The organism is Cohnella cholangitidis (genome assembly GCF_014107495.1).
In the GTDB taxonomy this organism is placed as follows: domain Bacteria; phylum Bacillota; class Bacilli; order Paenibacillales; family Paenibacillaceae; genus Cohnella; species Cohnella cholangitidis.
The window spans coordinates 4,008,094-4,020,669 of the sequence record NZ_CP041969.1 but is presented as its reverse complement, the minus strand read 5'-3'; the positions used below and the strand labels follow the sequence as shown (position 1 = coordinate 4,020,669).

Below are 12,576 nucleotides of genomic sequence, written 5' to 3'. Positions count from 1 at the left end.
GCCCCCTCATTTGATTGTTAATCGTTCTCGAGAAGCTCGACCAATACTTTTAGATCCTTGAAGGTGTCGAGATAAGCGTAACGCCCGCCCGTATACTCGCCTTTCTGCAGCAGCGGCATCCCTCTAGCTTCCAATACCGCGATCTTTTCCTTCATCCCTCTAACCGCGAAGGCAATGTGGTGAAACCCCTCGCCGTCCCGATCGAGCGATTCGCGCCATGTGCTTGGGTGATGATCGGGTTCGATCAATTCCAGCTGCAAGGAACCCATATCGAAGAAGGCGAGCTTCGCCCTCGCTTCGGAACGTTCGCCCCGGTATTCCGTTTGCGCGGCTTCCAAGGGATCCGTCCAGAACCATTCCGGTTTCTCGATTCCGAAAAAATCGGCGTACGTCTGCGAGGTTTTCTCAATGTCGTTGACCAGAAGTCCGATTTGCGTAATGACGTTATTCCCCAGCAAGTTTTTGTCCATCCTCGATCGTCTCCCTTATCGAATCTATAGTTTCATGCAGGAATCCCGAACGATCAATCGCATATCCGCCGCGAACTTAATAAACTCGCTTGATCGCTGTTCGATATGGTCGATCAGGGAAGTCGTGAGCCGTTGCATCATCTCCCCGAAATCGACCCTCAGCGTCGTCAGGGCAGGCTGGAACCTGGAGCTAAAGGCATGGTCGTCGAAGCCGATGATCGAGACGTCCTCGGGAACGCGAACGCCAGCCTCCCGCAATGCCCGGATCGCGCCGAAAGCGACGCTGTCATTCGCCATGATCATAGCCGTCGGAAGCGGGACTTCCGTTCTCATGAACTCGCGAATCGCGTCATAGCCCGATTGTTCGCTGAACCCTCCCGGCATGATCCATTTCCCCTCTATCGGAATTCCGTAGCGTTCCATCGCCTTGCGGAACCCTTCTAGCTTAGAGGGACCGGAAAATCTTCTCATGTCGCCGCTGATCAGCCCGATCTGCCTGTGATTCAACCCCGATAAGAACTCCACTGCCTGCATCATGCCGCTCTCGTTGTCGAAGTTGGCCACGATCCGGTTCGGTTCATCGCTTCCCGGCTTCTCTTGGTCCACGATCGCCACGGAGTACCCTTCAGCAATCAGTTGCTCGATGAACGGTTCGTCGTTAGCCGCGCCAATGAACAATCCGCCGTCAATGCGCCGCTGGTAAAAAATATCTTTAACGCCCCGGACGCTCTCGACGTCCTTGGCATCGCGGATAATGCGGGTAAGCACGTAATAGCCATGAAAGGAAGCGTTCTCGATTACGCTCGCGATCAGCATGTTCGTTAGAACATCGCTGGAGACGTGCCCCGCTTCGATCATGAACAGGCCGATCGTCCGCGTTTTTTTGCCGGCCAACACTTGCGCCGAGGCGTTCGGAACGTAATGATACTGCTCGATAATCCGCAGCACCTTTTCGCGCGTCTCGGGCGGGACGTTGGAATAGTTGTTGATGACCCGACTGACGGTACTCCGCGAAACTCCCGCAAGCTTGGCGATCTCCATGGAATTGATCTCATTCTTCTTCACAAGCTCAGCTTCTTTCTGTAAACACGCGTTTATGATTCTATCGTAATGGATCGAATTCAGTGCGTCAACGGTTGGGCCGAAAATGAAAAGCGGAACCGGATCTCCCATCCGGCTCCGCTTATTCCGTTACCATTTGCCCGCGTCTATTTCCGACGGCTTCAAGCCTGCCCATATGTTCGGCACCTCGACGGCATCCGGATCATCGAAGACGAGAAACCCGGTCGGCAAATATCTTTCCCCGGACGAGGAAGAAGGTTTGTTCACGATTTCCCCGTTCTCCGTGACTAACACCGTCGAAGAACCTCCGTCCAGATTAGCCGCGATGACGGCCCCATGCTCGAGTAGAATTTCCTGAGCATCGTACAGGGTCGCGCCGATGCTGTAGCCGGGCTGCCGTCCGTCGATAAGCAGAAACAGGATCGTACCGTCCTCTCGCTGTCCCATTACCGTCCTGGGAGCGATTCCCCAACCTTGCGCACGGTTAGGAATAAGGCCTTTGCCGTTCACGATTATCCGCGGAGAGAAGCTGACCGCTTCTGAGATCCCTAGCTCCATAAGCTCGTCTATGGAATATTTGCCCGCCAACATCTTGCCGTTCTTGTCTATTCCGACGATCTGCACGCTATTTTTATTGCCTAAACCGTTATAGAGAATTTTCCCGTCGCTAATGACCAAGCCAATCGGCTTGAATCCATTTCCCCGCCAGTTCGGATCGGAGAATCCTCCGGCATTCACTCCGGCGATGGCGCCCGTCCGCTTAACCATGCTGGACACCTTCTCCCCGCGCCCCCTCTTGATCGGAACGACGAGCCTGATCTTCTTCGGATCCCTGACCGACAGAAGATATCCGTGGAATCCTTCGCCATCGACTTCCTCGATGGACGTGAGCTTCTCCGGTTCGGCTTCCGCGGGGTCGGGATCGTTCTGAGCGGAGTCGGCCGGAATCGTATGCGTATCGCGCTCCTCGCCCATCTCCTCGAACTGATTGACGTACGACGCTACCCGTTCCCGCAATGCTTTCTCCCCGATAATGTATTTCGCCCACTCCCTGTGCTGGGTCGTAATCAAGGAGTCCGCTAGCATAAAGCGGTATTCATTGCCCGATGGGGTCAAGAAGAACCACCCGGCGAACAATACCGCGAACGTAAACCCGGTCGCGAATACGATTTTGAACAATACCCACAGCACCGGCTGCCTCTTGCGGACCTTTTTATTTTTACGCGACGCCGTAGTCGATGCTCTAGGCGGCAATGCTGGCATTGGCGTCCACTCTCCCTCTATCAGATTCGTACTTCCTTTATACGAGGGCAACAACATAGTTGTTGCAAAAGTAAACATACATAATAGTTTATACGCGTCCTCGTGTCCAGCCTTGCAATGTTTCTTCAAGCGTTGACCGTATCCGACAGCATTTCCCAGGAAATGACGTTTAACGCTCCTTTCTCGGCCCGGGAGATCGAAAGGGACGTTTCTTCTGATCGTGGAAGTTCAGTTGGGCACCTGGTCAAATATTGGTATAATGGGAAAGACGCAAGCCACGACACAGGAGGAATACCTTTTGACTTCGAACTCAGCCTATCAAATCAATCAAACGATCGACGGCTTCCCTCTCTATGAATTGAAGGAAGAGAGCACGAATTCGACCGTCGTTATTTGCCCGCAACGCGGAGGCATCGTCACGAGCTGCCGGCTGCAAGGCATCGAGCTGTTGTATTTAGACCGCGACACCTTCCTGAATCCAGACGCGAACATCAGGGGCGGAATTCCCGTACTGTTCCCGATTGCGGGACAACTCGTCAAGGGACAATATGAATGGAAAGGCCGGACTTACGCGATGAAGAATCATGGCGTCGCCCGCATTCTTCCATGGGAAGTCGTCGCTACGGAGACGGAAGGATCCGCATCGATTACGTTAGTCTTGAACGGCAATGCGGAGACGCTGGCCGCGTATCCGTTCGCATTCGAGCTGCGTTTCACTTATCGCCTGAAGAACGGCGCGCTCTCGATCGAACAACAATATACGAACCGCTCCGGCGAGGAGATGCCGATGGTGGCCGGCTTCCATCCGTATTTCGCCACGGAAGGCAAGAATTTAACCTACGATACCGATGCCACCCGGATTCTGGACTATAACGACAAACAGGAAAAACCATTCGACGGAACCTTGTTCCTTGAGGGAATGGTAGAATCGGCCGCGCTGCTGGACGCCGGCAAACCGGAGATCGGATTTCCGTTAGCCCAAGGACGCAGCGTTCGCCTGACTTACAGCGAGCAGTTCCGATACGTCGTGCTGTGGTCCGTAGCCGGCAAACCGTTCGTCTGCGTAGAGCCTTGGACAGCCTTGAACGAAGCATTGAACGATAAGAAAGAGTTGCTGATGGTAGCGCCCGGCGATACGCTGGATTTGACGTTAAATATCGCGCTCGAAGCTTAATACGTGCCGCATTCATGACGAAAGCCCTCGCCCTCCATAAGGAGTTCGAGGGCTTTGCGCTCATATCTAGAAGTCTAAGCCTCCGCTAATGAACCACTTGCCTTTGATTTTCACGAGGTCGAAGGAATTGTCCTCCGTAAACTTCTCGTCATCGTACGTATATTCCAGTTCATAATCGACCGTCGCCGTTTGCTCGTCGATGTCGACATCCTTAATGTCGTAATCCCGAAGATTTATAATTCTATCCTCGAACCGCCTTTCCAGCATTTCGATAAAGGAATCCATACCGTCCCCCTCGGGAAGGTCCAAAGTCGAGATCGACATATAGCTTACCATTTTCTTGGCATCTTCTTGTTTAACCGCGTTCATGAAGCCCTTAACGGTCTTCTCCGGGGTAGCTTGGCTGCCGTCGCCGCCGGCGAACTTGAATATAAGATAAACGATAGCGATAGCCCCTAGAGCGACCAAAATTAATTTCTTGGATTGATTGGACAATCCATACGAATAGGAGTCGCGCTGGACAGTCAACGAAGGGCGTTGCTCCTCGCTCGATACCGGCGCCTCCTTCGCTTCCGGCATAGGCGGAACCGGTCTAACCTCGAAGCCGCAGGTAGGACAAGAGATGGCGGAAGCGATTAGCTTCTCTCCGCAATTCGAGCAATACATTTCCGTGCATCCTCCAAGCTGTGAAAGTTTCCTTTTTACTATACACAACTTGGCAATCGAATTGTCGCGGGAGAGGAAAACTTTAGAAGAACTTTATATTGGATTTTCTAATAGGCTCTGCTCCAAACGAAGCAACGGCTCCATCAGTTCATCCGATGCATGTTGCTTGAGCAAAGCGAGCATGGCCCGGATAATGAGATGGTTTTTGTGCGCCGGTTTGACGATCTCGTCTTTCAACAGCGCCAACGCGGCCATCATGTCCCTCTGGACGGATTCGTCCCGCGGGGATTCCGAACCGACGATCCGGTCCATGATCTCTTGGATAAGAACCGTATTGGAATTGCTGATCGCCGGAGTCAATCCCGCTAATGTTCGTAGATGGTCCAGATTCATCGGCGGCAAAATCTGAGGTTCCCCCGCCTGAATCATCCCGGCTATCAGGTCGTCCAACCGCCGCAGCAAGAATCGGCTTAATTGAGCGTCGTCGAAGCTCTTTTTTTCGAACATGATAGCTTCCAAGTATTGCGCGACGATTCCGGACATTAAAGCGGACGCATCCGCGAGGTAGTTTTCGACCGGGCTGCCGTATATCGCCAGAAGGTGCGAGACGTTCCATACTTGCGATCTGGCCCGAAGGCGAATCATCATTCCTTGGATGTGCGGATGCAATCCGGTAATCGGCTCCTTAATCAGCGTCATCATGAAATCCAGATGCTCGCGGATAAACCGGAACTGCCTCTCCCATTGAAGCTCAAGCTTCTCGCGGGGAGGGAGCCCGGCCTCGTCGGGGAGCCCCTCCATCCGCTCGAACAGCATTTGGCTATAATACTCGATCACCGATATCAGAAGATCGTCCTTGGACTTGAAGTAAAAGTAGATGGAACCTTTGGCCATGCCAAGCTCATCGACGATTTCCTGTATCGTTGTCGCGTTGAATCCTTTGCGGGCAAAGCAATGAATCGCCGCTTCGAGAATCTGCTTTTTCTTATCCTGCAAGACCCGTTACACCTCCTGCTTCAAGTCCCCTCGTTCGCGTCTTCCCGCGATCAAGCGGCCGAATTCCTCGATTTGCGTTTGATTTTCATCAGGATTTCGTAAATAATCGGCACGATGAGCAAGGTGAGCAACGTCGAGCTGATGAGACCGCCGATGACCGTTACTCCGAGCCCTTTGGAAATAATGCCCGCGCTTTCGAAGCCGAACGCAAGCGGCAAGAGCGCTCCGATCGTAGCGAGTGCGGTCATCAAGATCGGACGCAGACGGACGCCGCCCGCTTCGATCAAGGCTTCGCGCGTCGATAAGCCTTCTTTTTCCTTGTGAATGACACGGTCGATAAGAACGATCGCGTTCGTGACGACGATACCGATCAGCATCAGCGCTCCCATTAGCGCCGATACGCTTAATGTTTCTCCGGTCAGATACAATGCGACGAGTCCGCCGATTATTGCGAACGGCAAGGAGAACATAATCGCGAACGGAGCTAGTCCGCCTCCGAAAGCCAGGACGAGAACGAGATAGACGATCGCGATCGCCGCCGCCATCGCAAGGCCGAGCTGCGTAAACGTTTCGTTAATCTGCTCGGTGACGCCGCCGAATTTCACTTCCACGGTAGCCGGCTTTTCCAATTTATCTACTTTCGCTTGCAAGTCGCTCGATACTTTCGCAACGTCGGACTTCGTAATCTCTCCCGTAACGTTGACGACCATTTTGCCTTCCTGCCTTGCGATCGAATTCGGAGAAGTTCCTTCTTCGACTTGGGCTACGTCACGGATCGGCACGGCGACGCCCAACGGAGATTGAAGCTTGGAATCCAATATATCGTTAACGCTCTTAAACTCCGCTTTATCGACATCTACGTACACGTTATAAGTTTTGCCTTGCTCCTCGACCTGCGTAATAACCGGACGAACGCGTTGCGGACTTAGGGCCATCGCGATCTGCCCTGCTGTCAGCCCGTATTGGCTTAGCTTCGCCTGGTCGGCAACGATCGTGTACTGATCATAGGTCTTGGACAGGCTTGTATCGACTTTCTCGAAAGAATCGTCGGCCTTCATTAGCTCGGCGATCTCATCGGCGACCGGAGCAATGTCCTCCAAAGTTTCCCCGAAGACGCTAATACTGAAGCTGCTTCCTCCAAGACCGCCGGACATATCCATCTCGGTCCATTGACCGATAGGTACGGCCTTGCTCAGCCCTTCGATTAAGGCTTCCTTCTTGTCCGCGAAATCTTTCGTATCGTGCTCATATTGTACGAAGAACAATCCCGACTTCGATGGGCCCGGCTGGAGCGGGTTCGAGCCGCCGACGGAATATTGCAGGTTCGTGATATCCGATTGCTCCAGAATGTATTTCTCTGCGATCAATGCGCGTTCCTCTACATCCTCGATGCTGTCGCCCGGATCGGGAGAGTAGGTCACCATCGTATATTTGTCCTCTTGTTCCGGCAAGAAGCTTGCTCCGATAAGAGGGACGAGGAACAAACTGCCCACTAATAGAGCGAATGCGATAACTAACGTAATAATCTTATGATTCAAAGCGGACGTAAGCAACCGGCGATAGCCGTTGGCCATGCGCCCCGGTCTCTCTTCATGATCGTGGGATTGGCCTGCTTTAATTCCCTTTTTGAACATCTGATGAGCCAACATCGGCACTACCGTAATCGCCACGATCAAGGAAGCCAGCAAAGCAAAGACGATCGTTAACGCGAACGGAAGGAAAATCTGGCCGACCATCCCGCTCACGAGTCCAAGCGGCAGGAAAACGGCAATCGTGACGATCGTAGACGACATGATCGGAAGGAACATCTCGCGCGTCGCTTCCAGCACGAGTTCGCTGCCCTTCAGTTTCTCGCCCGCCAGCGACATTCGGCGGTAAATATTCTCTATGACGACAATCGAGTCATCGACAACCCGCCCGATCGCGACGGTCATCGCTCCGAGCGTCATGATATTCAGGGTAACGTCGAACTGCTTCAAGAAAAGAACCGCGATAATGAGCGATAATGGAATCGAGACGATGGAGATCAGCGTCGTACGAATATTTCTTAAGAACAGCAAGATGACGACAACGGCGAACAATGCTCCGAATAACGCCTTGCTGAACATCGTCTCGACGGATTCCTCGATCGGTTTGCCTTGATCGAGCAGAACGTCGAGCTTCAGATCGCCGAATTTTTCTTTCAGCTTGTCCGCTTCGGCTTTGACGTCGTTAACGACGTCTACCGTATTCGCATCGTTCGCTTTGACGATCTGGATTCCGACGGACTCGGCGCCGTTCGTGCGCGAGATGGACTCGGCTTTGCCAAGCAACTTAATTTCGGCTATATCCCCTAATTGAACGGTTGGCAAGCCCCCAGTACCCGGTGCGGCATGGTTGACGGCGCCCGTTTCGGGTGCCGCCGCGGTAGGAGCGGCTGCGTTAGGGGCAGCCATGTTAGGCGCAGCGGCCGATGGAACGACCGGGATCGCGAGCTTTTTCAGATCGTCGATCGTCGTGATTCGTCCATCGACGACAACCGTTTTTTGCGTTTCGTCCAACTGGAACAGTCCTAGCGGAACCTTTAACGCCGAACCTTGGATGATCCCTTTTACGGTATCTTCGCTAAGGCCTAGCTCCGCCAGCTTGGCTTGATCGAATTTCAACGTCACTTCTTGGACGTACTGCCCGGCGATCTGTACCGAAGCGACTCCCGGAATCCCTTCCAGCACCGGCTGAATTTCGTCGGTTACGGTCTTCGTCAAATTTTCCAAGCTCCCTTGCCCGGATGCGCTTAACGATATAACCGGGAAAGAGTTAAAGGAGAACTTGGAAATATCCGGCGCTACGACTCCTTCCGGAAGCGCGACTTCCGCCGCCGCTTCCCTTAGTTGGGCTACGGCCGTGTCCATGTTTTGGCCGAAATCGTATTCGACGAAGATCGAAGATACGTTCTCCATGGAAGTCGAAGTGATATTCTTAACCCCTTCGACGTTCGTAAGCCGCTTTTCCAACGGCTCGGTAATTTGCTTAACGACGGCATCCGGCGCGGAACCCGGCGAAACCGTGGTCACGCTTAGGAATGGCAAGTTAAGATTCGGCAAGCTCTCTTGCTTCATGGTCATACCGGAGTACAACCCCGCCACGATCACGATAATCGTAATCATCCACAAGGCGAATTTATTCTTCAAAGAAAAACCGATAACGCTCCTCATTTCTCCAACTCCTCCTCTAGATATCTCTGATGCCAAGCTTATCGAACGACCGTTCGAAAGTCAAATGGCGAAAATGTTAACAGTCTTATTATTCAAGGAATTATCTATTGAACAGCCGGTCAATTCAGTATTTCTCACGCCATCTTTGGTTAGATTTTCATTCTCCCCCCTTTAGATTCTCCCTTTCCCCGTTTATTAGTTGACCATCGCCAAAAGACCCTACGGGAACAACGCCTGTAGGGCCTTCGAATCGGCTTGCTTTTATTCGCTTATCGTCCCTTCGGGCGTTCGATCCTGTTCTGCCGGTATTCCAGCGGCGTAACTCCCTGCATCTCTTTGAATACCCGGTTGAAATGCTTCGTATTCTCAAATCCGACCCTGTCTCCGATTTCAAGCACCTTGAGCTCGGTAGTTTCCAGAAGCTCCTTCGCTTTCTCGATTCGCAAGGTTTTCAAGTAATTGACGAAGGTTGTTCCTACGAAATCCTTGAAGGCTTGGCTGAAATACGAATAGTTAAGCGAGACGTAGTTGGACACCATAGTCATGCTAAGATCCTTCGCATAATTGGCTTGGATATATTCCACTGCCTTGGCCATATCTTTCTGGTCGACGTGGATAGATCTCAAATGGCGGATATAGTCGTTCAAAGCGAACAGAAGATTCTGAACGCAGTGGATATAATCCTGGATGTGCGTAAAATTATACAAGTTTCCGGCCAGCTTATACATCTTAATGATTTCTACGGAGGCTTCCCCGTACGTATGGAATACTTGATCGAACACTTTCTCGTTAAGCGCCTGGCTAAGGGCTTCGAAGTAGCCGATATCCGCCTCGCATAGCGCCTTCGCCGCGAACAGTTCCATAAGGAGCGCTTTCATCTCCTTATCCCTGTCCGTTCCAAGCATATTGGCCAGCTTACGGATCGTATCTTCGGAAACCCGGTACGAGGGATCTCTTACGTCAAGCCGTTCATAATGAATCAGGGCCGATTCCGATCTGCTCAGCAAAATCCGATATTTAAGCGCATGCCGAGCCTCTTCGTACTTCATCCGGAGCTGCCCGACGGCTTCGCCTTTGCCGCTGATCCCCGTAGCGAACGTTCCGGTTCCGCCGGATGCCGAAGCCAAGCTATCCGCCAGCCCCTGCAGAATTTCCAACTGCGAGGTCAATACGACTAGCCGCCCGTCCTTGTCCTCCATCGAGAGGAAGGACCCTAGTTGATCGCGCCTCGATAAATACTCATTGCTTTTGATCAGATTGCGTTGATTGCCCGGAGAATCCAATATTCCGATATAATAAGCCGGCTCGAATTTCCGCAGCCCCGCTTCCGCGCCTAACGCCTCCACTTCCCGCTCGCCGATGCCGGCCCTTGCCCAGATATGCTGGAGAGTATTGACCTGCATGCCTTTACGGTATTTATCCGTCGCCTCCAGTTTGTCGTGAATCGCTTCCCGTTGAGCAAGCTCGGATTCGATTCTGCCAAGCGCCGCGAACAAATCGTCCCGCACGATCGGCTTAAGCAAGTACTCCTTCACTTTGTGCTTAATCGCTTCCTTGGCGTATTGAAAATCATCGAAACCGCTTAAGATCAGCAAGGCAGGTCCGTCATGCGATCCCGCCAGCTCTTTGATTAAAGCGATGCCGTCCATGACCGGCATCCGAATGTCCGTCAGAACGATATCCGCCGGGTCCTGCTCGTGCAGTTCAAGAGCCTGCTTGCCGTCGGCCGCCAATTCGACGCGGTATGCTCCGGGAAATTCCCGCTCGATCATCGCTTTCAAGCCGTTTCGAATATTTCGTTCGTCATCGACGATCAGCAGCGTTCTCATATGAGGAGTTCCCCCCGTCCAGAATAAAATGCGGAATCCGAATCGTCACCCGCGTATAGCTTCCCTTCTCGCTCTCCACCTTCAGCCCGTACTCTCTGCCGAAATGCATTTGGATTCGGCTATGAACGTTGACCAATCCAATGCCTGTTCCGTTACTACCGGCGTAGCCCTGATCGTCTCCGGCAGCGGTTAATCTGTCCGATCGCGCGATTCGCTCGTTCAACTCCTGCACCTGGTAGGACGTCATCCCCACTCCGTCGTCGGTAACGGAGATCAGCATCGCGTCTTCCTCGATCTCCGCATGGATCACGATCTTCAGTTCTCCGTCCCCTAGCCCGTGCTTAACGGAATTCTCGACGACGGGCTGAAGCGACATCTTAAGAAGCTCCTGGTTCACGTAAGCGCCGGGAACGTTCGTCACGAGCTTCATTCTATCGTCGAAGCGGATATTGGCGATATTGACGTAATGCCCGATATGGGTCAACTCGTCTTTCAAGCGCACGTATTCGCTCGTCCAGCGCATGTTGTAGCGCATCATGCTGCCCAAGGAGGTGAGCGCGTCCGAAATATTCCGCTGATCGTTGATTTCCGCCATCATTTTAATGTTTTCCAACGTATTGTAGAGGAAATGAGAATCGATCTGGTTCTTCAGCGTGGCCAGCTCGGCCTCCTTGGCCGCCGCCTGTTTCTTGACCGCATCGGCGATCAGCTCGTTGATCTTGCGCAGCATCTTGCGGAAATGGTGGGCCAGGTCGCCGACCTCTCCCCCTCCGCGGATATTGATGTCGAAGCCGAAGTCTCCTTGACGCATTTTTTTCATCGAGTCCGTCAGCACGTGCAATTTTTTCAGAATAAAAGAGTTCAGATAATAAGTAGACACCGTCAAAATGATCAGCAAAATTACATTGGCTAGTATGATACGATTACGCGTTTCGTTAATTCCATCGTATACGGGCTTCAGCGATGCTACTTTCATCATATAGGAATCGAGAGGTTCGATATAAGAATAGACGGCCAGGAAGGGCAAACCTGCTACATTGAATTCGAAGCTGCCCTTGTTCGTCTCGGATGGTTCGATGGCGGCGATCTGCCGTTGCAAAATCTCGTCGGTCAATCCGGAACGATCCAAGAAACCGTTCGCGGAATTGCGGAAGAAGTTGCCTTTCCGGTCGATGACTACCAATTGGGATTGATCGTCCTGCAAGGCGCTGAACGTATTCGGAAAGAAGTTCGTCAGAAACATATCTACCTGCAGAATGCCGACGTGAGTACCTTGAGGATACTGAAGCTCGCGGTACAGGGAGATTCTCGGCCGCTTATCCTCTTGCCCTTCGGAACGGCTTTTGAAGAGCTCTCTCGTCGATCGGCTGAATACCCATACGTCCGTCTGTTCGGCTTCCATTACGGGCAAATACCAGGGAGCGTTTCGAATCCGACTTTCGTGCAAGAGGACGGGGGACATCTCGTTCGTCGAAGAATTGCTCATGAAAATACGAATGAGTTCGATATTGGGATTGTTGAACTGAATCCTTACGATGTTCTGCAAGCTGAGGCGGTCCAATTCGATTAAATCCGATACGCTCATCAGGCTTGGCTGCATTAAATAATCGACGACCTTCTGATCGACGATAGCCCGCTGGGCGGCCCGTTTCATCGTTTCCATGTTGTTTTTAATATTAATCTGCTCGATCTCCAACGCGTACTCGTTGTTCTTCTGCAGCTCCTGAACCGTGTTGCCCGTCAGTCCGCGGAAAATATACATCGAGATCAGCAAGCTCGGAACCAGCATGATGAGAATATAGGCGATGACGAGCCTCTTCTGCAGAGTCAGCTGCTCCAGCCGGAACTTGATTTTCTCCCGTTTGTTCTTCCAGTAGCGCGGCATCATGCGTCACATCTCTTTCGCGGCGGTCGTGTCCCTA

General features: G+C 52.4%; 9 protein-coding genes. 1 reads left to right on the top strand and 8 read right to left on the bottom strand.

Features of this window, described 5'->3' with window-relative positions; translation table 11 throughout:
* Nucleotides 1–17: 17 nt before the first annotated feature.
* The 3 genes from FPL14_RS18515 to FPL14_RS18505 form a co-directional block, all read right to left on the bottom strand.
* A complete protein-coding gene (locus FPL14_RS18515; protein WP_182299170.1) occupies nt 18–470 on the bottom strand; it encodes a VOC family protein in 453 nt (150 codons plus the stop codon).
* Nucleotides 471–494: 24 nt separating this feature from the next.
* Entirely contained in the window at nt 495–1,535 is a 1,041-nt protein-coding gene (locus FPL14_RS18510) for a LacI family DNA-binding transcriptional regulator (RefSeq protein WP_182299169.1), read from the bottom strand.
* 126 nt (nt 1,536–1,661) lie between these two features.
* Nucleotides 1,662–2,795: a phosphodiester glycosidase family protein gene (locus FPL14_RS18505; RefSeq protein ID WP_182299168.1), complete on the bottom strand. Its 1,134-nt coding sequence runs from the start codon at nt 2,793–2,795 to the stop codon at nt 1,662–1,664.
* Nucleotides 2,796–3,093: 298 nt separating this feature from the next.
* Here FPL14_RS18505 and FPL14_RS18500 point away from each other — a divergent pair, with 298 nt between their 5' ends.
* Nucleotides 3,094–3,969: an aldose epimerase family protein gene (locus FPL14_RS18500; RefSeq protein ID WP_229263572.1), complete on the top strand. Its 876-nt coding sequence runs from the start codon at nt 3,094–3,096 to the stop codon at nt 3,967–3,969.
* 66 nt (nt 3,970–4,035) lie between these two features.
* Here the strand turns inward: FPL14_RS18500 and FPL14_RS18495 are convergent, their stop codons facing one another.
* The 5 genes from FPL14_RS18495 to FPL14_RS18475 form a co-directional block, all read right to left on the bottom strand.
* Nucleotides 4,036–4,635 carry a zinc ribbon domain-containing protein gene (locus tag FPL14_RS18495; RefSeq protein WP_182299167.1) on the bottom strand — a complete coding sequence of 200 codons (600 nt, stop codon included), beginning with the start codon at nt 4,633–4,635 and terminating at the stop codon, nt 4,036–4,038.
* A gap of 93 nt (nt 4,636–4,728) precedes the next feature.
* The gene (locus FPL14_RS18490; protein ID WP_182299166.1) at nt 4,729–5,631 is read right to left on the bottom strand and encodes a TetR/AcrR family transcriptional regulator; all 903 of its coding nucleotides are present in this window, start codon (nt 5,629–5,631) and stop codon (nt 4,729–4,731) included.
* Nucleotides 5,632–5,681: 50 nt separating this feature from the next.
* Nucleotides 5,682–8,825, bottom strand: coding sequence for an efflux RND transporter permease subunit (locus tag FPL14_RS18485; RefSeq protein ID WP_182299165.1), 3,144 nt, complete (start codon nt 8,823–8,825; stop codon nt 5,682–5,684).
* 269 nt (nt 8,826–9,094) lie between these two features.
* A complete protein-coding gene (locus tag FPL14_RS18480) occupies nt 9,095–10,654 on the bottom strand; it encodes a response regulator (RefSeq protein WP_182299164.1) in 1,560 nt (519 codons plus the stop codon).
* Nucleotides 10,629–12,542 carry a sensor histidine kinase gene (locus FPL14_RS18475; RefSeq protein ID WP_182299163.1) on the bottom strand — a complete coding sequence of 638 codons (1,914 nt, stop codon included), beginning with the start codon at nt 12,540–12,542 and terminating at the stop codon, nt 10,629–10,631. The genes FPL14_RS18480 and FPL14_RS18475 overlap by 26 nt, the downstream gene beginning before the upstream one ends.
* Nucleotides 12,543–12,576: the final 34 nt, after the last annotated feature.